The following is a 21,702-nucleotide window of genomic DNA, read 5'->3' as shown; positions in this document are numbered from 1 at the left end:
GGCGCAGGTCGAACGGAAGGGTGCCCCGTGGCCGGACAGCTGGCGCAGGACGCGGCGACGCCGCAGCGACCGGGGACCGAACAGGTCAGGTCGGTCTGCTCGTACTGCGGGGTGGGCTGCGGCCTGCTCCTGGACATCGGGACCGGCCCGGACGGCCGCCGCACCGTGCGGCGCGCCTCCGGCGACCCCGCGCACCCCGCCAACGGCGGTCGGCTCTGCACCAAGGGCGCCACCACCGCCGACCTGCTGGCCGCCCCCGGCCGGCTGGAGACCGCCCTGGTGCGCCCCGCGCGCGGCCAGGACCCGGTGCCGGTGCCGGTCGCCGAGGCGATCGCCGCCACCGGCCGCCGGCTGCGCGCGATCGTCGACGAGCACGGGCCGGACGCGGTCGCGCTGTACGTGTCCGGGCAGCTGAGCCTGGAGGCCCAGTACCTGGCCAACAAGCTCGCCAAGGGCTACCTGCGGACCAACCGGATCGAGTCCAACTCCCGCCTGTGCATGGCCAGTGCGGGCACCGGCTACAAGCTGTCGCTGGGCGCGGACGGCCCGCCCGGCTCCTACCGGGACCTCGATCTCGCCGACGTGTTCCTGGTGATCGGCTCCAACGCGGCCGACTGCCACCCGATCCTGTTCCTGCGGATGATGGACCGGGTCGAGGCCGGCGCCAAGCTGATCGTGGTCGACCCGCGCCGCACCGCCACCGCCGCCAAGGCCGACCTGTTCCTGCAACTGCGGCCCGGCACCGACCTGGCGCTGCTGAACGGCCTGCTGCACCTGCTGCACGCGAACGGGCAGCTCGATGAGGCCTTCATCGAACGGCACACCGAGGGCTGGGCGGCGATGCCGGACTTCCTCGCCGACTACCCGCCGGCCAAGGTCGCCGCAATCACCGGCCTGGCCGAGCAGGACATCCGCCGGGCCGCCGAACTCATCGGCGAGGCGGGGGAGTTCACCAGCCTGTGGACGATGGGCCTGAACCAGTCCACGCACGGCACCTGGAACACCAACGCCCTGGTCAACCTGCACCTCGCCACCGGCACCATCTGCCGCCCCGGCAGCGGCCCGTTCTCGCTCACCGGCCAGCCCAACGCGATGGGCGGCCGCGAGATGGGCTACATGGGCCCCGGCCTGCCCGGCCAGCGCTCCGTCCTGGTCGACGCCGACCGGGAGTTCGCCGAGCGGCTGTGGCGGCTGCCGCCCGGCACGCTGCGCGCCGACGGCGTCGGCCGGGGCACCGTCGAGCTGTTCCGGAAGATGGCCGACGGCGAGATCAGGGCCTGCTGGATCATCTGCACCAACCCGGTCGCCTCGGTCGGCAACCGGCGCACCGTCATCGAGGGCCTGGAACGCGCCGAACTCGTCGTCACCCAGGACGTGTTCGCCGACACCGAGACCAACGCCCACGCCGACGTCGTCCTCCCCGCCGCGCTGTGGACCGAGACCGAGGGCGTCCTGATCAACAGCGAGCGCAACCTCACCCTGGCCCGCCCCGCCGTCGACCCGCCCGGCGAGGCCCTGCCGGACTGGCGGATCATCGCCGAGATGGCCCGCGCCATGGGCTACGCGGAGGGCTTCGCGTACACCGACGCCGAGCAGGTCTTCGAGGAGCTCAAGCAGGCCTACAACCCCGCCACCGGCTGGGACCTGCGCGGCGCCTCCTACCCCCGGCTGCGCGACACCCCCGTCCAGTGGCCCGCCGCCCCCGACGGACCCGACCGCAACCCGATCCGCTACCTGCTCCCCGACGGCACCCCGCGCTTCCCCACCCCCAGCGGCCGGGCCGTCTTCCACCCCCGCCCGCACCTCGACCCGGCCGAACTCCCCGACGACGACTACCCGTTCGTCCTCAACACCGGCCGCCTCCCGCACCACTGGCACACCCTCACCAAGACCGCCAAGGTCGCCAAGCTCGCCAGGCTGAACCCGTCGCCGTTCGTCGAGATCCACCCCGAGGACGCCGCCGCGCTCGGCCTCGCCGAGGGCGACGCCGTCGAGGTGTCCTCCCGGCGCGGCCGGGCCGTCCTGCCCGCCAAGGTCACCGACCGGGTGCGGCAAGGGAGTTGCTTCGCCCCATTCCACTGGAACGACCTGTTCGGCGCGTACCTGTCCGTCAACGCCGTCACCTCCGACGCCGTCGACCCGCTCTCCTTCCAGCCCGAACTCAAGTACTGCGCGGTCGCGTTGACCAAGGTCCCGACCCGCACTGCCACCCCTGCCGCGCCGGGCGCCGTCTTCGGGCTCGACACCGCCGCGCCCCCCGTCCTCGCCGAAGCCGAACGCCGGTACCTGGCGGGCTTCCTGGCCGCCCTGCCGACCGGTCGGCCCGGCGTGCCGGTGCTCCCCGCCGACGCCCCGTTCGACCCCGCCCACGCCCAGTGGGTCAACGGCGCCCTGGCCGGCCTCTACTCCCGCACTGCCGAACCCGCCCCCACCACAACGACCCGCCGGCTCATCGTGCTGTGGGCCTCGCAGACCGGCACCGCCGAGGAGTTCGCCGCCACCGCCGCCGCCCGCCTCACCGCCGGCGGCCACCCCGCCGCCCTGCACGCCATGGACGACACCGACCCCGCCACCCTCCCCGCCGACGCCGACCTGCTGCTCATCACCTCCACCTACGGCGACGGCGACGCCCCCGACAACGGCGCCGGCTTCTGGGCCGCCCTCAACGCCGAGCACCCCGCCCGCCTCGACGGCCGCCGCTACGCCGTCCTCGCCTTCGGCGACTCCCACTACCGGGACTTCTGCGGCCACGGCCGCCGCCTCGACACCCGGCTCGCCGAACTCGGCGCCCACCGCCTCACCGACCGGGCCGACTGCGAACCCGACGACGAGTCCACCGCCAACGGCTGGCTCGACCGCGTCCTCGACGCCCTCCGGCAGGCCCCCGCGCCCGCCGCACCCCCGCCCGCCCCCGCCGCGGTCGCCCGCCGCGCCGCCGCCCCCGCCGCCCCCGCCCGGCTGGTCGGCAACCGCCTGCTCTCCGCGCCCGGCTCCGCCAAGGAGGTCCGCCGCCTCACCTTCGACACCCGGGGGACGGACCGCCCGCTCGACTACGCCGTCGGCGACGCCCTCGCCGTCCACCCCGTCAACTCCCCGGCGCTGGTGGCCGAATGGCTCGCCCTGACCGGCGCCCCCGCCGACACCCCCGTCACCCTCCCCGGCCACGGCGAGGTCCCGTTCGGCGAAGCCCTCGCCCGGCACCTCGACATCACCCGGGTCGGCCCCGAACTGCTCCGCTTCACCGCCGAACGCACCCGCGACGGACGCGAGTTGCGCGCCCTGCTGCGCGCCGACAACACCGACGCACTGGCCCGCTGGAGCTGGGGCCGCGGCGCCGTCGACGTCGCCGCCGAGTACGGCGTCCGGGCCGAACCCCAGGAGTGGGCCGAGGTGTTCGGCAAGCTCCGGCCCCGCCCGTACTCGATCTGCTCCAGCCCGCTCACCGACCCGCACCTGGTCGCGCTCACCGTCGCGGTGGTCCGCTGGGACAACCTCAAGGGCCGGCCGCGCGGCGGCGTCTGTTCCACCCACCTCGCGGACGCCCCACTCGGCGCCGAGATCCCGGTCCGGCTCCGGCGCTCCCCGCACTTCCGGCCGCCCGCCGACCCCGCCACCCCCATGATCATGGTCGGTCCTGGCACCGGCGTCGCCCCCTTCCTCGGCTTCCTGGCGGACCGCCGCGCCCGCGGCCACCGCGCCCCCAACTGGCTGTTCTTCGGCGAACAGCACGAGGCCACCGACTTCTACTACCGCGAGGAACTCGCCGCCCACCTCGCCGACGGCACCCTGGCCCGCCTCGACACCGCCTTCTCCCGCGACCGGCGCGCCAAGGTCTACGTCCAGGACCGGATCCGCGAACACGGCCACCGCCTCTGGTCCTGGCTCCAGGACGGCGCCCACTTCTACGTCTGCGGCGACGCCGCCCGGATGGCCAAGGATGTCGACCGGACCCTCCACGACCTCGCCACCACCCACGGCGGCCTCGACCCCGCCGACGCCGCCGCCTACGTCAAACAACTCGCCGCCGACCGGCGCTACGTCCGCGACGTCTACTGACCCCCGCCGGATACCCGAAGGGCCCCGCCGGAGCACGCTCCGACGGGGCCCTCGGCCGTGCCCGGGGCGTTCGTCCCGGAGACCCGAACTGCGGTCAGCCCTTTCGCCTGTCCTCGACCAGGCGGGCCGCCAGATGGAGGTCGCGGGAGTCGACCACCGCCAGCAGGGCGAAGTGGATCATCCGTCCGAGGTCGCCCTCGGCGCAGGTCAGGATGTCGTCGACGACCTGTTCGCCCGGGGTGATCTCCTGGTAGCAGTCGTGCCAGGCGTACTCCATCAGGTCGATCAGGTCGAGTGCCGCGGAGGACTGTTCGGCCCCCATCGCGGCGCCGACCCGTTCCGTGCGCTCCGCCCGGCGGGCGGCCCTGCCAACTGCCATGGACTTCCTCCTCCCGTGGACTTCCGATGTGCGCCCGGGCCGGGATCAGTCCTTCGGGCGTTCGTCGATGACCTGCTGGAGCTTGCCGGTGCGGGGGTTGGTGGCGAGCTCGGCGCGGGGGACCCACTCGATCCGGAGGGGGTGGATGGCGCCGGCGGCCTCCTCGGAGACGTAGAGCGGGCGGGCGTCGAGGACGGCCCGCCGCAGGGTCTCGGTGAGGTCGGCGGGCGGCGGGGCGGTGTGGCCGAGGCGGATGATCAGGCCGTCGCGGCCGTCCCAGCGGCGCTGGACGAGTTGCATGCCGGCGATGTGCTGCTCGGGGTCGTGGGCGAGCAGGACGGCGCGGACGTCCTCGGTGGGCATGGCGACGGTGCCGACCCGGGCGCCCTCGGTGGAGCGGCCGAGCAGCCGGAAGGTGGTGCAGGCGGCGTCGGTCCACTCGGCGCGGTCGCCCGCGGGGTAGCGCAGGATCGGGACCAGGGTGCGGAACAGGTTGGTGACGAACACCCGCCCGGGGACGCCGGGTTCGGTGATCGGCTCGCCGGTGGCCTCGTCCAGCAGCTCCACCACGGTGCGGTTCGGGAACGCCCGGTGCACCCGCAGGTCGTCCCCGACCCGGACCGGTCCGGCGACCAGGCCGGCGTCCACCGAGGCATAGCCGATCGAGGAGAGGACGGCGTTCGGGAAGGCCGAACGCAGCAGCGGGCGCAGGTCGTTGAAGAGGATGTCGCCGCCGAACAGGACCAGTTCGACCTGCGGGGCGGGCCGGTCCTGCTTGAGCAGCGTCTCGGCGACGGAGGACAGCTTCATCGGCTCGCCCGCCAGCACGTCCACGCCGAAGGAGTGGATCAGGTCGGCGACGTACTCGTCCGGCGCGGCCGCCACGGGCAGCCGGACGTTCTCCACCGGCGCGTGGTGCAGGGCGTTCTCGATGAAGAGGAAGCCGCTGTACAGCTCGCCCGCGCAGAACAGGTTGGCCACCTTGTGGCCGGGCTTCAGCCCGGCGTCGACCAGGCCGGCGCCGAACGCGCTGACCGAGTCGAAGTGCTCGCTGCGGGTCCAGGGCGAGAACTTGGGCGCGCCGGTGGTGCCGCCGGTTTTGTAGACGGCGGCGTCGGTGAGCGGCCCGGTCATCAGCCGGTTGTCGGGCCAGGTGTTGGCGGCCCAGAACGCGGCCTGCTCGATCACCGGCAGCTGGGTGAGCGAGGTGACGGTGGCGGGGACGTCGCGGTACAGCTCGGCGTAGAACGGCGAGTTGGTCCGGGCCAGGTCGACCAGGGCCTGAAGGGGCTTGGCAGGCAAGGGGGTTGCTCCTAGAGAAGGTCAGGTGGCGGGGGTCAGGCCGATCCAGTCGCGGGCCAGCCGCTGGACCGAACTGCCGTCGCGGTCGGCGAGTTTGGCGTCGAGGTAGGCGGCCGCCCACGCGTTGGCGGGGATGCGGAACGGCGGCTGCTCCAGCGCGAGCGCCTGCAGCACGGCGGCGGCGACCTCGGCGGCGGGCTGCCCGGCGCTCTCCCAGCCCCGGCCCAGCCGGGCCACGTAGGCGGCGAAGGTGTCCGCGTACGGGCCCGAAGCGGCCTGCAGGGTGTGGCGGTCGACGTCCGGGAACACCCCGAACTCGGTGTCCGGCACGTAGCCGGGCACCAGCACCGAGACCCGGACGCCGTGCGCGGCGGCGACCGGGGCGAGCGCCTCCATGAAGCCCTCGACCGCGAACTTGGCCGCGCTGTACGCCTCGTTGAAGGGCTGGCCGACGACGCCGTGCACGCTGCCGATGGTCAGCAGCCGGCCCCCGGAGGCGCGCAGCAGCGGCATCGCGGCCCGGCTGACGGCGACCGTGCCGAAGAAGTTGACCTCCAGGTTGGCGCGCAGCGCGGCCGCGTCGGACATCTCCAGCGTCGGGTCGCAGTTCGACACCCCGGCGTTGTTGACCACCGCGTCCAGCCGCTCCAGGTCGGCGAAGCACGCGGCGATCGACGCCTCGTCGGTGACGTCCAGGCGCCGCACCAGCGCCCCGGGCGCGGCCGCCCGCAGCGCGTCGGCGCGCCCCGGGTCCCGGACGGTGGCGAGCACCGACCAGCCCGCCGCGTCGGCGGCCGCCGCGGTGGCCAGCCCGATGCCGGAGGAGCAGCCGGTGATCAGCAGCACGGGCCGACGCTCCGGCACAGGAAGGTCCGTCACGGGGTCGCCTCCGCGGGCTCGGCGCCGACGGTTCCGGGAGCGTCCGCGGTGGCGGTGTCGGCGGCCTTCGGCGGGTCCGCGTCCATCCGGGACTGCACGGCCAGCGCGGGGAAGAACGAGCAGGCGGCGAGCAGGGTGCCGCCGGCCATGGTCCAGCGGGCCGCGTCCAGGATGCCGAGCGGGCCGGTGAGCAGCGACACCGCCACGCCGCCGACCAGCGCGGCCAGCGGGATGACGCCCCAGGTGACGGTGCGGAACGCGGCGTGCATCACGCCCTGGTGCCTGGCGGACATCCGGGACTGCCGGGCGGGCGCCGAGCACACGTTGATGCAGGACATGAAGAAGCCGTACGCGCCCATGGTCGCGGCGATCACCGGACCGGCGGGCAGCGCGGGCGCGGCCAGCACGCCCAGGCCGACCAGGCAGTGCAGCAGCAGCGCCCAGGCCAGGGTGCGGCCGATGCCGAGGCGCGCGGAGATCCGCGGGGCGACCAGCGCGCCGAGCAGCGCGCCGACGGCGCCCGCGGACATCGCGGCGCCGAACACGCCGACGGTGACGCCCAGGCCCCGGTAGGCGAGCACCGGCAGCACGGTGACGAAGACCGGGCCGCCGGAGTTCAGCGTGACGGCGGCCAGCACGATCCGGCGCAGCACCGGGTCCTGCCAGTTCAGCCGGAAGCCCAGGGTGAGGCGCTGCCACACCGAGCCCTCGGTGACGGTCCGCTCGCCCCACGGGCGCATCCAGCCGAAGCAGACCGCGGACACCGCGTAGCTGGCCGCGTCGACCAGCAGCGCGGCCACCCCGAGCGCGCTGTACAGCGCGGCGGCGATCGACGGCCCGGCGACCTCGGAGACCGAGCCGCTGCCCTCCAACCGCGAGTAGGCGCGCACCAGGTGCTCCTCCTCGACCACGGCGGGGACGGCGACCAGGTAGCCCACGTTGAAGAAGATCGTCGCGCCGGAGACCGCGGCCACGCAGCAGAACAGCAGCGGCGTGGAGAGCACGTCCAGCCAGTACGCGAGCGGGATCGCCGCGACCGCCGCCAGCCGGACCAGGTCGCACACCAGCATGGTGCGCCGCTTGTCCCAGCGGTCGACCAGCACGCCGGCGACCGGCCCGAGCAGCGGGATGCCCAGGTACTGGGCCATCGAGACGATGCCGACCTGCAGCGCCGAGGCGTGCAGCACGAAGATCATCAGGGTCGGGACGACGAACACGGTGACCCGGTCGCCGACCGTGGAGACCGACTGGCCGAACCAGAACACGTGGAAGCCCCGGCCGAGCGAGCGGGGCAGTCGGGCCTTCACGCTTCCTCCCGGACCACGAAACCGGCGGTCTTGCCGGTGCGTTCGTTGCTGACCAGCGCGTCCACCACCCGCACCACGACGTTCTCCGGGTCGTGCACGAAACCGGTGCTCAGGGTGAAGGTCGAGGAGAGCAGCTCGCGGCGCAGCGCCTCCGGGTCGGACAGGGCGCCGAGCACCAGCACCTCCACCCGCCGGGCCCGGCCGCCCCGTTCGGTGATCAGCACCTGGGCGCGGGTGACGCCGGGTTCGCGCTCGACCCGCTCCAGCAGCTCGTCCACGTGCAGGCCCAGGCCGCGGACCTGCACCACGTTGTCGCGGCGGCCCAGCACCCGCATCGCGGGGCCGGGGCGCCCGCACGGGCAGGGGCCCAACTCGCCCGCGTCGCCGGTGCGGTAGCGCAGCACCGGGTTGAGCATCGCCGGGTCGAGCGAGGTGAAGTCGAGCAGGCCGCCCTCCCCGACGTGCACCAGCTGGTGCGGGAACGGGTGGAAGGTGTCGGCCGGGCAGTCCGGGGTGTTGGAGCCCACCACCCAGGTCTCGGTGGAGCCGAACATGCCGTGCCGGCGGGCCTTCGGCGCGACCGCCGCCAGGTCCTCCTCCAGCTGCGGCTGCCAGGCCTCGCCCAGCCACAGCACCTTGCGCAGCGACGGGAGTTCGATCCCGGCGGCGCGGGCGTGCGCGAACCACAGCCGCAGCACGCTCGGGGTGCCGCCGATCGCGGTGACCTGCCGGGCGGCCAGGAAGCCCAGCCACTCCGGGTACTCCTCGGCGGTCACCGAGCCGAGCGCGATCACCCGGCAGCCGGACAGGTCGGCCAGGCCCGCGGCGAGGAAGTGCGCGCCCCACATCCGGCCCGCGCCCCAGGCGTTGACGAACACGTCGTCCCGGTCCAGCGGCTGCCAGTGCTCGAACACCTTGGCCATGTAGAAGCCGGTCGGCGCGTAGCCGACCTTCGGCGCGCCGGTCGAACCGCCGCTCTGGAACAGCCAGGTGGCGCCCTGCTCGGCGGCGGGCTCCAGGTGGGCCAGCGCCGTGTTCAGGTCGTCCTTGGCCAGCGGCGGCAGCGCGGCCAGCTCCACCAGCGTGCCGGGCGCCGCCGCGTCCGCGTACCGCTCGCCCAACCCGGGTACGGTGCGCAGTAGTTCGAGCGTCCGGCGGGGGACGGCCAGGCCGCCGGCGGCTTCGGCGTCGGTCAGCGAGAAGGTCATCGCGCCGCACCTCCGTTCTTGAGGAAGGTCGCGTGGGCCTCGCGGTAGGCGGTGAACCGGGCCCGGGTGACGTCCCGCTGGACGGACCGGTCCGGATCGTCGAAGTCCGGGGCGATCACGCCGTCCGGCTCCAGCTCGGAGAACCAGAACCGCTCGCCGTCGTGCAGGAAGTCCACGCAGAAGAACGGGATCGGCAGCTTCTCGGCGAAGTAGGCGGTGGCGTCGGCGAGTTCGGCCGGGATCTCGCAGAAGTCCATCGAGCCGCCGCGGCTCGCGTTGGCGACCGGCGACCCGGCCTCCGGGGTGCGGCGCAGCACCGCGTACGGCTTGCCGTCGATCACGTAGACCCGGTAGTCGACGGTGCCGTCGCCCAGGTACGGCTGGGCGATCAGCGTGGTGTCGCCGCCCTGGGCCAGGCTGGCCAGGCCGCGGACGTCCTCCAGCGAGCGGGCCAGGTTGATCCCGCCGCCGCCGCACCAGCCGGACGGCTTCACGATCGCCGGGAAGCCCAACTCGCCGAGCGCCACCTCGTACTGGTGCTTGGAGACGTCCCGGCCGGAGCCGATCCGCACCGAGGGGATCGGCCGGACCGGGGAGTCCGCCAGGAACAGCACGGTGGCGAGCTTGTCGTTGCCGAGCAGCGACACCTGCGCCGGGAACGGCAGGTAGAAGCCGGCCTGCTCCAGCACCGTGGTCAGCGCCAACTGGTTGAACACGTCCATCGACTGGTACGGCAGCGAGTACAGCGCGGTGATGAACAGGGTGTCCTCGGGCGTCACCGGCTCGTCGTCCACGTACACCCGCGGCCGGGCCGGGTCCACCGCGTCCACGGTGACCGCCTCCGGCGCGTGCCGGGTCCACTCCAGGCCCAGTTCGGCGGCGGTCTCCGCGTACAGGTCCCAGAAGTAGTGCCGCCACATCGCCCCGGACCGGGTGGACTCCCGGTCCGGGAAGATCCAGCACATCCGGCGCAGCGGCCCGTCCGGAACTGCCTCGCTCATGCGCTCCCCTCCTTGTCCCACAGCTCGGTCAGGTCGAACTCCCCGCCCCGGGCGGCCTGTTCGGCCCACCACCGGCGGCCCTCGGCCGGCAGCGTGTCCACCGGGTCCACGTACGGGTGACGGTTCGTCAACTGGCCGTCCGCGCCGCCCGGTTCGGCGGAGCGCAGTTCGAGTGCGGTGCGGTAGTTCTTGGTCCAGTACGAGATGCCGCGCACCCGGTCGTAGCCGACCGCCTGGTGCACCCACCGCTTGCCGACGTGCGGCACGTCCGCGACCATCCGGGGCGTGGCGTAGCCCGGCAGGTAGCCGAGGATCGCCTCCTGCAGGCGCTGGGCGTCCGCCAGCGGCAGCCGCCAGTGCTCGGCGTTCGGGATCACGTCGCACAGGTAGAAGTAGTACGGCAGGATGTTCGCCTCGCCCTGCAGGGCGAAGCACAGGTCGAGCAGCGCCTGCGGGGTGGCATTCACCCCGCGCATCAGCACGCCCTGGTTGCGGACGTCCCGGACGCCCGCGTCCAGCAGCGCCCGGGCCGCCTCGGCGACCAGCGGCGTCACCGAGGCCGCGTGGTTGGCGTGGGTGTGCACCGCCAGGTTGACCGCGCGGCGGGCCGCCAGCCGGGCCACCCGCTCCACCCCGGCCAGCACCTTCGGCTGCAACCAGTGCTGCGGCAGGCCCACCACCGACTTGCTGGCCAGCCGGATGTCGCGCACCGAGCCCAGCTCCAGCAGCCGCAGCAGGAACGCCTCCAGGCGCGGCCACGGCACGTTCGCCAGGTCGCCGCCCGACACCACCACGTCCCGCACCGACGGGGTGCGCTTGAGGTAGTCGAGCATCTGCTCCTCGCGGTCCGCCGGACGCAGCACCAGCCGGGCCTTGGTCACCTGCGGGGTCGAGCGGCCCACCAGGTCCATCCGGGTGCAGTGCCCGCAGTACTGCGGGCAGGTGGCGACCAGCTCGGCCAGCACCTTCGTCGGGTAGCGGTGGGTCAGCCCCTCCACCACCCACATGTCGGCCTCGTGCAGCGAGTCCCGGGCCGCCAGCGGATGGCTCGGCCACTTCGGGTGCCGGTCGGTGCGCACCGGCAGCATGTACCGGCGCACCGGGTCCGCCAGGAACGCCTCGGTGAACGCCTCCGGCTCCAGCGCCGCGTCCGGCGCCATGGTGTTCAGCATGTGCGGCGGCACCAGCACCGACATGGTGGCGAACTCGGCCTGATCGGCCGCCAGTTCACGGTAGAACCGGTCGGTCAGCAGCTCGCCGAACACCCGCCGCAGCTGCCGCTCGCCCTGCACGCAGTGCGCCCGCTGCCACTGCGCGTCGCGCCACTGCGCGGCCGTCACCTCCCGCCAGCCCGGCAGCCGCCGCCAGTCCGGCTCGACCAGCGGCCGCCGCACGTACCGGTACGGCTGTCTCCCGTCGTCCATCAGGAGCCCGCCGCGCCGAGCAGACCGGCGTGCCGGGTGCGCAGCTCGCGCTTGAGCACCTTGCCGGTCGGGCCGAGCGGGAACTCGCCGGGCTCGCGGGCCACGGTGAGCGCCGCCAGCTGCGCCAGCCCGGCCTTCGCCAGCTCGGCGTTGGCGGCCTCCAGCAGCCCCTCCGCGTCCGCGCCCTCCTGCAGCCGCACCACCGCGACCGGCCGCTGCCCGCCGTCCGGGTGCGGCACGCCGACCACCGAGCAGTCCTGCACCGCGTCGCCGCAGTCGGCCAGCAGCACCTCCTCCAGCGGCAGGCTGTACACCGGCCCGTCCAGGGTGTCGATCACGTCGACGGTCCGGTCCAGGTGGTAGAACCGGCCCTCGGCGTCCCGGTGGGCGAGGTCGCCGGTCAGCCAGTAGCCGGACAGCCGGAAGGACGCGGTCAACCGCTCGTTGTTCCAGTACCCGTGGGTGATCGAGGGCGCGATCACCGCCAGCATGCCGACCGTGCCGTCCGGGACCTCCACCCCGTCCTCGTCCAGCACGGTCGCCTTCTCCACCACCTCGGACGGCCGGCCCACGCAGCGGTCGTTGCGCTCCGTCTCCGGCGAGGTGACCTGGCCGAACAGCGCCATGCCCATCTCGGAGGAGCCCAGGCCGTCGACGAACTGCGAACCGGGCAGCGCCGCTTCGGCCTCCTGCTCCTGCGGCAGCAGCCACGGCTTGATCAACCCGGCCGGGCGCTCGCCCAGTTGGACCAGGCGCCGGATGTGCCCGTAGTGCGCGCTGTCGCCGGTGTTGAACCAGGAGTGCACCTTCGCCGCGCCCCGCACCGGCAGCTCGCCGGTCGCCAACTCCACGAAGGTGCGCGGGAACGAGGCCACCATGGTCGGTTGGAACGCCTCCATCACCGGCTCCACCGTGACCCGGCGCCAGTCCGCCATCACCACCGTCGGCAGGCCCAGCAGCGTCGCCGTCAGGAAGTAGCTCAGCCCGCCCGCGTGGGTGTGCGGCATCAGCGACATCAGCCGGTCGTACGGCTCGGCGGGGAAGCGCAGCATCCGCGGCTGCTTGCCCTCCCAGAACTGCCGGTGGGCCAGCGTGGTCGACTTCGGCGTCCCGGTCGTCCCCGAGGAGTGGATCAGCGCCACCACGTCGTCCGGCCCGTGCCGGTACGGGTAGCCCTCCGGCAGCGCCGACGGGTCCGCGTCGAAGGCCTGCACCTCGGCGGTCAGCGCCAGGAACCGCGGCCGGCGCTGCGGGTCCTGCCGGTACGCCGACGCGAGCCGGGTGGTGTCGTCCGCGACCACCCCGACCGCGCCCACGTGGTTCAGGTAGCGCACCATCACGTCGTGCCGCATCGCGTCGTTGATCAGCGCCGGGACCGCGCCCAGCGCCGTCAGCGCGAAGAAGTGCAGCAGCGGCTCCAGGCCCTCGGCGACCACCACGCCCACCGGCTCGCCCGGCCGCACCCCCATCGCGTGGTACCAGGTCGCGTACCGGTCGCGCAGCGCGATCAGGTCGAGCAGGCTGTGCCCGTGCAGCACCACCTGCCCGCGGTGGTCGGTGCGGTGCGTGAACGCGTACGGCACCGCCCGGTTCGGGTTCGCCTCGGCCGCCCGGTCGAGGAAGTTGCCCGCGCCGAGCGTCGGGTCGGTCATGAACCCCTCCCGGACGGACAGCGGGGCGATGGATGTCTGGTCGCTCATGGCAGGTCTCCCAAGCAGGACTCGTCGCCGGAGGAACCCTCGTGGGGCGTCCGACGGAAGGGGAACGGGTGCCCGACGGGCGGGCGGGGAATCGAATAGCGTGGTACCGAATAGGACGCGGCATCGGAATGGCCGTGAAATGCCTTGCGCCGCAGTGCGTTTCGGTGAATCAGGGAGCCAGCAGCGCGGCCGCTGCCCGGCGGCCGGAACGGATCGCGCCCTCCAGCAGACCGAAGAACTCGGTACTGGTCTCGGTACCCGCGAAGTGCACCTGTCCGTGCGGGGCGGTCAGCGTCGGACCCAGCGCCGACCAGTCGCCCGGGCCGAACAGCGCCGCGTAACAGCCCCTGCTCCACGGCTCGTTGACCCAGTCGGTGAGGTGGAAGCCGATCGGCTCCGGCAGCATCGGGAACAGCCGCCGGGCCTGCGCGACCGCCGCCGCACGCTGCTCGGCGGGCGGCAGGGCAGCGAAGCGGTGCGCCTCCGCGCCCGTCACGAACCCGGTCAGCACGCCCGGCGACCCCTCCGGCGGGGTGTCGTCCACCGTCGACAGCAGCGGGCCCGCCGCGTTCACCGACCAGCCCGACAGGCCGTGTTCGCGCCACACCGGCTCCGGGAACACCAGGTTCAGCTTCACCGCGCAGCCCCGCTCGGTCCGCGACGCGGCCCGCGGCACTGGCAGCCCCGGCCGGAACTCGATCGCGTCCGCCAGCAGCGGCGGCACCGCCACCACCACCGCGTCCGCCCGGTAACTCCCGCCCGACGTCCGGACGGTGGCCTCCGAACCGGTCTGCTCCACCGCCAGCACCGGCTCCCCGGTGCGCAGCACCCCGCCGCCGTCCAGCAGCCGGCGGGCCAGCCGCTCGCACAGCCGGTGCGCGCCGCCCGCCACCCGGTCCTGCTGCGCGCCGCCCTCGAAGGCGTTCAGGAACCGCAGGCCGCCGCCGGAGCGCAGGTAGAAGGCCATGTGCAGGACCGACACCTTCGCCGGGTCGGCCGCCATCATCTCGCCCAGGAACAGCGGGAAGAACAGCCGGGCGTCCGGGTGCGACAGGTTCCGCTCCGCCCACTCCGCGGCCGTGGCGGCGTCCAGCTCCTCGGCGTTCGGCGTCAGCCACGGCGCCTCCGGCCGTACCGAGCACGCCAGTTCGTCCAGCAGCTCGAACAGATCGCCCAGGGCCACCGCGTTCAGCGGCGGGAACCGGCCGTCGGCGGTGGCCTGCGAACCGTCCGCCGCCAGCGCGAACCGGCTGGCGCCGAGCATCGTGGTCGGCGCCGTCTTCAGGTCGCAGGCCGCGAGCAGCGCGTGCAGCTCGGTGTGCCGGTCGCCCAGGTACGCCGCGCCGGCGTCGATCCAGCGGCCCGGCGCGACCTCGATCCCCCTGGTCCGGCCGCCGACCCGATCCCGGGCCTCCAGCACCGTCACCCGGACGCCCCGGTCGGCGAGTTCGACGGCCGCGGTCAGCCCGGCCGGGCCCGCGCCGACCACCACGGCGGTGCGCGGTGCGCGGCGCGCCCCGTCCTGCGGCCGCTCGGGCTCCTGCGGGGTCGGGGCGAGGGCGGCGGCGCTCACCGGGCGGCCGGGACGGTCGCGGTGGCTTCGGCGGTGGCTTCGGCGGCGGCGTCGGCCGTGGTGGCGGCGATCCGGGCGGCCAGGCCGCCCGGGGTCGGGTCGGCCAGGAAGTCGTCGAAGGTCAGTTCGACCCCGTGGGTGCGGGCCACCGCGCTGAGCACCCGGGTGGCGATCAGCGAATCCCCGCCCAGTAGGAAGAAGTTGGCGTCCGCGGCGACCTCGTCCAGCTCCAGCACGCGACGGAACACGGCCGTCAGCGAGTCGAGCAGCGCCGGGTCGGCGGCGGGCGAGGGCACGGCGGTGGGCGTGTCGAGGCTCATCAGGGTCTCCTTCGACCGGTGCGGGGTGCGCGTGGTCCGGCGGTGCCAGCGGTGCGTGGTGCGCGTGCTGAACGTGGACGTGAACGCGGTGCGTGGTGCGCGAGTGCGAGATACGCGAGTGCGAGGTGCGTCGTGCGTGGTGCGGGCGCCGTGGAAGGGGAGGGCGCGGGGCCGTGCGGTGCGCGTGGTGCGGTGATGCCTGGCGTACGTGGTGCGCGTGATGCGTGGTGTGTGTGTGGCGTGCATGTCGTGCGTGGTGCAGATCGTGCCCGGCCGCTGTGACAGTCGACGGTCCGTCAGATCACGCCCGTGGGACGGGACTCGGCGACGGCGGAGGTCAGAGCGGGACGGCGGTGCTGCCGTGCAGGCGGTGCGAGGCGGCCCGGTCGACCTTGCCGCTGACGGTGCGGACCAGGTCCGGGACGACGGTGAGCCGGCTCGGTACCAGGTGGCCGGGCAGGGTGTCCCGCAGGTGCGCCAGGACTTCGGCGGCCAGCGCCCGGTCCGGCCCGCCGGTGCGCGGGACCACGTAGGCGACCAGGGCGGCCCGCCCGGCCAGCGTGGTCGCGGCCACCGCCGCCGCGCCCACCCGCGGATGGGCGTCGATCGCGGCCTCCACCTCGGCCGGATCGACCCGGATGCCCCGGATCTTCACCTCGTGGTCCAGCCGCCCCTGGTGGGTCAGCACCCCGTCCGCGCCCCGGGCGGCCCGGTCGCCGGTGCGGAACCAGCGCTGCCCGTCGCGGACGGCGAACCGTTCGGCGGTGGCCTCCGGCAGCCCCGGGTAGCCGGTCGCCAGCGCGGGGCCGCCGATCAGCAACTCGCCCTCGGGGGAGAGCAGTTCCTCGACGTGTGGCAGGGCGCGGCCGATCGGCGCGCGCTCCGCCGGGTCCCAGCGGCGGCCCGGCTCCGGGGTGTCGGGACCGAGCAGGTCCACCGCGTGGGTGATCAGGGTGGTCTCGGTGCAGCCGTAGGTGTTCAGCAGCCGGACCCGGGCGGCGTCCGGCAGCCCGCTCCAGTCCGCGAGCCGGGCCGGCGCGGCGGCCTCGCCGCCGATCACCACCAGCCGCAGGGCCGTCGGCAGCGCGGCGCTCCCGCCCTCGGCGGCCTCCTCGGCCAGGTGTAGCACCAGCTCGTGCCAGAACGCGGTCGGCAGGTCCAGCACGGTGATGCCGCGCCGCTCCACCATCCGCAGCAGCCGGGGGAACGAGGCCGAGTGCGCCTCCGGGTCGAACACCAGCCGGGCGCCCGCCGTCAGGGTCGGCAGGATCTCCTCGAAGCAGGTGTCCCAGTTCAGCGAGGCGAACTGCAGCACCCGGTCGGCCGGCCCGACCCCGAACAGGCCGCGCAGCGAGGCCACCGAGGCGGAGATCGCCCGACGCGGCGTCAGCACCGGCTTGGGCTGCCCCGTGGACCCCGAGGTGAACAGGACGTAGGCGGGATCGTCCGGCGAGACCGCCGGCCCGTCCAGCCAACTCCCTTGCTCCGTAGGCCCGTTGGGTTCATCCGGTCCGTCGGTTCCGTTCGCCCCCTCGGGGGAGTCCGGCAGTTCGACGAACCGCAGGCCGAGCAGGTCGGCCTGCTCGGCATGGCCGGCCGACCGGCGGCCGACCAGGGTCCGGCAGCCGGCCGTGTCGGCCATCCGCCGTCGCCGGTCGAGCGGGAAGCCCGGGTCGAGCGGCACGTGCGCGCCACCCGCCGCGAGGACGCCCAGCAGGGCGACGACGGTGTCCGGCGAGTGGGCCGCCGGGACCGCCACCGGACCCGGTCGGTCGCCCAGTGCGTGGGCCAACCATCGTACGTGACTTGCGAGTTGCTGGTAGCTGAGAGTGTGCTCGGGTGACTCCAACGCGGTTCGTTCGGGCCACCGGAGAACGGTTTCCGCGAACGCGTCCAACAGATCGGTGACCGATCCGTTGACGCCGCCGTTCTTTGACATGCCCGCTCCAAGAAAATGCCCAGAGGTGCCCGTCCGTGCTTCGGCGAACCCGGACTCTACCTGTCGGGATGCGGGCCCACAATGGTTGTTGGGGCGACTTTCCAGAGGATCTGTAACTGAACTGTGAACGGCGAACCACTCCACCTTGATCACGTTCCGTGATCAAGGTGCCGGGTCGCGGGCCGGTACCTCCGGTCGTGCTGGGGTGCAGCCCTTAAGGTTTGCGGCGCCCGGCAAGTGACGGTCAGTCAGCGAATCAACGCCCGCTCCCGGGTGGGCGATTCGTTTGCCGGAAGGATTGCGGGACCGGATAACCGCCAAGTCGAGCAAGTGCGGTAGGTGGCCGAACGGTCGAGCGGTAAACACCGGCCGGAGCGCGATTTCCGGGAACGGAAAGCGATTTCCCGTTGCCCGCCCCGCTTCCGGCCGCCCACGCCCCCCGGGTTCGGGCGCGCCGGACCGCCCCCGCGGCCCCGTCCGCCCCCGGACGGTCGCTGAGCGTCACCGTACGGGTGTGCGAACAGCGGCTCCGGAGCCCCTAACATTCGCCGAATGACGATCACCGCGCTCCTGATCGACAGCACCGTCCTCGGCTCGGCCGCCACCGCCCTGCTGATCGCCTCGCACCTGCTGCGCGCCCCCGCCGAACCGGCGGCCGACGGGGGCGGTGGCCGGAGCGGCGGCCAGCACGGCGACCGGGGCAGCGGCGGGCGCGGTAGGCGTGGCGGTCGGGGCTCCGCGGGGCTGGTCCGATCGCCGGAGGTCCTGCTCCTCGCCGTGACCGCGCTGCTCTACCTCAACCAACTGCTCTGCGCCGCCTACCTGCTGCGCGTGCACGGCGGGGACACCGGATTCGTCACCCGCTACCTCCCGCCCGGCTGGTTCGACCAGCCCACCGGCAACCCGGTCGTCCGCGCCCTCGCCGACCACCTGCCCGCGCCCCGGCTGTTCGCCCCCACCGTGCTGCGCGTCCAGGCCTTCCTGGAGCTCCCGTTCGTCCTGCTCGCCTACGCGACGGTGCTGCGCCGCCTCGACCCGGCCCGCTACCGCACCGCGATCGGCTCCGCCCCGCTGCTGTGGAGCGCGGCCGTCTCCTGGACGCTGGTCTTCGGCACCGTCGAATGGCGCTTCCACAACCCCTGGACCCTCCAGGACCTGACGATCCGCGCCCTCTCCGCCGCCTGCACCACCCCACTGCTGCTGGCCACCGCCCGCCGCGCCCCGGCCGGCCCCGCCGCCACCGAGCCCGACCCGGGGCCCGGAACGCTCGGACTGCTCCGCTTCGCCGCCGCCCTGTGGGCCGTGGGCACCCTGGTGATGGTGGTCTACGACACCGCCCTGCTCTACAACCCGGCCCACCTGCCCACCCGTTGGCCCGAGGCGGCCCTCGCCCTGCTCCTGCTCGCCGCCACCGCCCGCCGCCCCACCACCCGGACCGCCCCGGGCCCCGCCACCACCGCCCTCGCCGTCCTGCTGCGGCGCATCCTGGTCCTCTTCCTGGTGCCCGCCCTGGCCGTCCGCTACGGCCTCGGCTTCGCCCACCCGCAGATCGCGGCGGCCGGCGCCCTCCTGGTCACCGCCGCCGCCCTCGCCGACCGTCGAATCCGCGCCGCCGCCCCCCAGTTGGCTCTCGCCGGCACCGTCGGCCTGCTCGCCGCCCGCTACGCCCTCCACCTGACCCCCGACCCCTACCCGGAGACCGGCCTCCTCCGCGCCCTGGTCGCCCTCACCGCCACCACCACCCTCCTCTGCGCCCTCGCCGACACCCTCCGCACCCGCATCCCCGGCACCCACCGGCTCCTCACCCCGGTCGGCAATCCGGAGGAACCTCTCCGACCGGGCACCGCCGCGCGACCTGTGCAGCAGGAAGGCTCCGGGGGCTTGAGGGCCGGGCAGGGCGGGTGACCGGACGCCGGTCGCCCTCGGCCGCCGGGCCCGCGCCGAGCCGGAGGCCCTGGCACGGCACGGGCCGGCGCCGAACGGAGGCGCAGTGTCGCCCTCTCGGGGGGCGTTCCGCACGACGACGCCTGTCGGCAAGCGCTCGGAGAGGCTTCCTGGGCCGAAGCCTCCGCCGGGGAGCCCGACGCGTTGGCCCTGGAGCGGAAGCGCGCCGTCGGCCACGGGGCCCTCCCGGGCGGTGCACCTGCTCGCCGAGAACCCCTGTCCGGCGGGCGCCCTCACCATCGGCGCCAGCGGGATCCACCGGACTCGGACCGGCTTCCTCCGCCTCCGGTACGAGGTCCGGGACCGGACGGTCGCCGTCACTGTCCTCCACCCCGGCCGGATCCGATCCGACCGGGAGGGCGGCGCGGCGGAGCTCGGTGTGGCCGCCTCCGGGGCCGTCCGTCCTTGCCAGGTGGGGTGCAAGGCGCTGCGGGAGGGTGCCCGGCGTCAGCCGAGGTGGTGGTCGCCGAGGTGGAGGGGGGTCGGGCCGGGGCCGTCGGCGAGGAGGGCGGGGAGGAGTTCGGCGAGGCGTTGGGGGTGGACGGTCTCCTCGGTGGTGGCCAACTCGGCGATGCTCCACCAGCGGTGGCCGTGGGAGGCTTCCTCGGGGTCGACCCGGACGGCGGCAGTCTCGGCGGCGGTCAGCCGGACCAGCCAGTACTCCTCGCTCTGGTCGAACGGGCGGCCGTTGAAGGTGAACACCGCCCGCCGGGTCCAGACCACCGGACCGAGGCGGGTGGCGGGCAGGTCGAGGCCGGTCTCCTCGCACAACTCCCGGACGGCGGCGGTCAGGGCGTCCTCGCCCTCGTCGATGCCGCCGCCGACGGTGAACCACCAGGAGCCCTCGCGGCCCGTGCGCGGGTCGCGGGCGCAGAGCAGGAGCAGGCGGTCCTGGTCGTCGAGCAGCAGGATGCGGGCGGTCGGCCTCTTCTCGGGCGTCATCCCCCGACTGTACGGGGTGATCCGGGTGGCGGGGGAGGGGAACGCCGACGCCCTCCGCCCCGGTCCGCCGCTCGTCGGCCACGGTGTCGTCGGCCGTCCGCCCGTGATCGGACGGTCCGTCAACTCCCGTTGCCGGAAAGGGGTCCGCCGAAGAGTTCGTCCAGGTGGGCGGTGAGGACGGCCAGCGCGGCGGCCCCGTCGCGCTGGCCGCCCAGGACGCTCTGGCCGAGGCCGTTGACCAGGGCGGTGAGGCCGGCGGCGGTGGTCGCGGGGTCGCGGGACGCGGCGATCAGACCGTCCCGCTGTGCGGCGCGCAGCTGTTCGGCGAGGAAGTTCTCCAGCAGTTCGGCCTGGCCGGTGCCGTGCTTGGCGAGGATCTCGGGGTCGTTCAGCACCAGGACGTAGTAGGCGGTGTAGGTGCGGGTGATCCGGCGGCTCTCGGCGTCGGTCGGCAGGATGCTGGAGAGGACGGCGGTGACCAGGCCGCGCGGGGTGGGCGGGGAGCCGGCCGCGGTGATCCAGGCGGCCATCCGGGCCCGGAGCTGTTCGCCGAGCCGGGCCAGCGCGTCCAGCAGCAGGCCCTCCTTGGTCTCGAAGTAGTACTGGACCAGGCGCAGCGAGACCCCGGCCTCGGCGGCGACGGCCCGCATGCTGGCGGACTGCAGGCCCTGGGTGTCGGCGATCCGCAGCAGCGCCTCGGCGATCTGCCGCCGCCGCTCCTCGTGTTCGGCCTTGTGCTCGACCTTGCTGCTCATGCGTCCGGCCTTCCCGCGAACTTCCCTGGTACACCCGTATCATGCCGTGATACATATGTACCATGCGAATGAGCGAGTTCAGGAACGCCCGGGCCGCCGACCGTTTCCGCGCCGCCTACGACCGCGCCCTGGCCGCCCTCTGGCCCGGCCCGCGCACCGCCCACGACCTGCCCACCGCCTACGGCCGCACCCGGGTGTACCGCACCGGCCCCGAGCCGAGCGCCGGGGCCGGACGGCCGGTCGTACTGCTCGCCGCCTCCGGCGGCAACGCCCTGATGTGGCACCACCAACTGGCCGAACTCGCCGAGCACCACCCGGTGTTCGCGATCGACCCGGTCGGCGAGCCCGGCGCGAGCGAGCAGAGCGCCCCGATCGCCGACGGCGCGGACGCCGCCGCCTGGCTGGACCAGGTCCTCGCCGAACTCGACCTGCACGACGCCCACCTGGTGGGCTGCTCGTACGGCGGCTGGGTCGCCCTCCAGCACCAGCTGCACCACCCGGGGCGGGTCGGCGCGCTCACGCTGCTCGACCCGGCCGGGTTCAACGGCTTCGGCTTCCGGTTCTACGCCTGGCTGATCGCCGGCGGGCTCGCCGCCGCCGCGCCGCGCGCGCTGCGGCCCCGGCTGGCCCGTGCGGTCGGCAACAGCGCGGTCCTGGAAGAGGAGTTGATGAAACTGACCCGCGCCACGACGGGCTTCCGGCGCGCCCTGCCCGTCCCGCCGGTCCTCACCGACGCCGAACTGGACCGGATCGCCCGGAGCGGCGTCCACGCCCAGTTCCTGCTCGGCGCCCGCAGCGCCCTGCACGACTCCCCGGCGGTCGCCGCCCGGCTCGCCCGGCTGCTCCCCGACGCCCGGGTCGAGGTCGTCCCGGACGCCGGCCACTCCCTCCCGATGGACCGGCCCGCACTCGTCACCGCCCGCATCCGGTCCGCGAGTTCGGCGACCGCAGCCTGAACGGCGGTGCCTGCGGC

16 protein-coding genes are annotated in these 21,702 nt (G+C 74.3%); 3 read left to right on the top strand and 13 right to left on the bottom strand.

Going from position 1 to position 21,702, the window contains the following annotated elements; all coding sequences use genetic code 11:
• Positions 1-27 precede the first annotated feature (27 nt).
• Complete coding sequence (locus tag ACIOHG_RS02465; RefSeq protein WP_400944411.1) at positions 28-4,056, top strand: molybdopterin-dependent oxidoreductase; 4,029 nt, start codon at positions 28-30, stop codon at positions 4,054-4,056.
• Between the two features lie 94 nt (positions 4,057-4,150).
• On the opposite strand, the gene ACIOHG_RS02460 is transcribed toward ACIOHG_RS02465, so the two are convergent.
• The 11 genes from ACIOHG_RS02460 to ACIOHG_RS02410 all read right to left on the bottom strand — a co-directional run bounded on the left by ACIOHG_RS02460 (position 4,151) and on the right by ACIOHG_RS02410 (position 17,088).
• Positions 4,151-4,435: a hypothetical protein gene (locus ACIOHG_RS02460; protein WP_400944409.1), complete on the bottom strand. Its 285-nt coding sequence runs from the start codon at positions 4,433-4,435 to the stop codon at positions 4,151-4,153.
• Between the two features lie 45 nt (positions 4,436-4,480).
• Positions 4,481-5,737 carry a phenylacetate--CoA ligase family protein gene (locus ACIOHG_RS02455; protein WP_400944407.1) on the bottom strand — a complete coding sequence of 419 codons (1,257 nt, stop codon included), beginning with the start codon at positions 5,735-5,737 and terminating at the stop codon, positions 4,481-4,483.
• Between the two features lie 21 nt (positions 5,738-5,758).
• The gene (locus ACIOHG_RS02450) at positions 5,759-6,616 is read right to left on the bottom strand and encodes an SDR family NAD(P)-dependent oxidoreductase (RefSeq protein ID WP_400944405.1); all 858 of its coding nucleotides are present in this window, start codon (positions 6,614-6,616) and stop codon (positions 5,759-5,761) included.
• Complete coding sequence (locus tag ACIOHG_RS02445; RefSeq protein WP_400944403.1) at positions 6,613-7,923, bottom strand: MFS transporter; 1,311 nt, start codon at positions 7,921-7,923, stop codon at positions 6,613-6,615. The genes ACIOHG_RS02450 and ACIOHG_RS02445 overlap by 4 nt, the downstream gene beginning before the upstream one ends.
• On the bottom strand, positions 7,920-9,131 hold the full coding sequence (locus ACIOHG_RS02440; RefSeq protein ID WP_400944401.1) for a phenylacetate--CoA ligase family protein: 1,212 nt from the start codon (positions 9,129-9,131) through the stop codon (positions 7,920-7,922). The genes ACIOHG_RS02445 and ACIOHG_RS02440 overlap by 4 nt, the downstream gene beginning before the upstream one ends.
• Complete coding sequence (locus tag ACIOHG_RS02435; protein ID WP_400944400.1) at positions 9,128-10,132, bottom strand: RimK family alpha-L-glutamate ligase; 1,005 nt, start codon at positions 10,130-10,132, stop codon at positions 9,128-9,130. The genes ACIOHG_RS02440 and ACIOHG_RS02435 overlap by 4 nt, the downstream gene beginning before the upstream one ends.
• On the bottom strand, positions 10,129-11,556 hold the full coding sequence (locus ACIOHG_RS02430; RefSeq protein WP_400944398.1) for a KamA family radical SAM protein: 1,428 nt from the start codon (positions 11,554-11,556) through the stop codon (positions 10,129-10,131). The genes ACIOHG_RS02435 and ACIOHG_RS02430 overlap by 4 nt, the downstream gene beginning before the upstream one ends.
• The gene (locus ACIOHG_RS02425; protein ID WP_400944396.1) at positions 11,556-13,256 is read right to left on the bottom strand and encodes a class I adenylate-forming enzyme family protein; all 1,701 of its coding nucleotides are present in this window, start codon (positions 13,254-13,256) and stop codon (positions 11,556-11,558) included. Before ACIOHG_RS02425 ends, ACIOHG_RS02430 begins: the two co-directional genes overlap by 1 nt.
• Positions 13,257-13,425: 169 nt before the next feature.
• Positions 13,426-14,829, bottom strand: a complete 1,404-nt coding sequence (locus ACIOHG_RS02420) for a flavin monoamine oxidase family protein (RefSeq protein WP_400944394.1) — start codon at positions 14,827-14,829, stop codon at positions 13,426-13,428.
• Positions 14,826-15,149: an acyl carrier protein gene (locus tag ACIOHG_RS02415; RefSeq protein ID WP_400944392.1), complete on the bottom strand. Its 324-nt coding sequence runs from the start codon at positions 15,147-15,149 to the stop codon at positions 14,826-14,828. Before ACIOHG_RS02415 ends, ACIOHG_RS02420 begins: the two co-directional genes overlap by 4 nt.
• Before the next feature lie 337 nt (positions 15,150-15,486).
• Entirely contained in the window at positions 15,487-17,088 is a 1,602-nt protein-coding gene (locus tag ACIOHG_RS02410; protein WP_400944390.1) for an amino acid adenylation domain-containing protein, read from the bottom strand.
• A 552-nt stretch (positions 17,089-17,640) separates the two neighbouring features.
• Here ACIOHG_RS02410 and ACIOHG_RS02405 point away from each other — a divergent pair.
• Positions 17,641-18,993 carry a hypothetical protein gene (locus ACIOHG_RS02405; protein ID WP_400944388.1) on the top strand — a complete coding sequence of 451 codons (1,353 nt, stop codon included), beginning with the start codon at positions 17,641-17,643 and terminating at the stop codon, positions 18,991-18,993.
• A gap of 486 nt (positions 18,994-19,479) precedes the next feature.
• Here the strand turns inward: ACIOHG_RS02405 and ACIOHG_RS02400 are convergent, their stop codons facing one another.
• On the bottom strand, positions 19,480-19,974 hold the full coding sequence (locus tag ACIOHG_RS02400) for an NUDIX hydrolase (protein ID WP_400944386.1): 495 nt from the start codon (positions 19,972-19,974) through the stop codon (positions 19,480-19,482).
• 119 nt (positions 19,975-20,093) lie between these two features.
• Positions 20,094-20,729: a TetR/AcrR family transcriptional regulator gene (locus ACIOHG_RS02395; RefSeq protein ID WP_400944384.1), complete on the bottom strand. Its 636-nt coding sequence runs from the start codon at positions 20,727-20,729 to the stop codon at positions 20,094-20,096.
• 68 nt (positions 20,730-20,797) lie between these two features.
• Between ACIOHG_RS02395 and ACIOHG_RS02390 the strand changes: the two genes are divergently transcribed.
• Entirely contained in the window at positions 20,798-21,685 is an 888-nt protein-coding gene (locus ACIOHG_RS02390; RefSeq protein ID WP_400944382.1) for an alpha/beta fold hydrolase, read from the top strand.
• Positions 21,686-21,702 lie beyond the last annotated feature (17 nt).

The organism is Kitasatospora sp. NPDC088134, assembly GCF_044741705.1.
Lineage (GTDB): Bacteria > Actinomycetota > Actinomycetes > Streptomycetales > Streptomycetaceae > Kitasatospora.
Note: the sequence above shows the minus strand (reverse complement) of the source record. Positions and strands in the feature narration are given on the sequence as shown.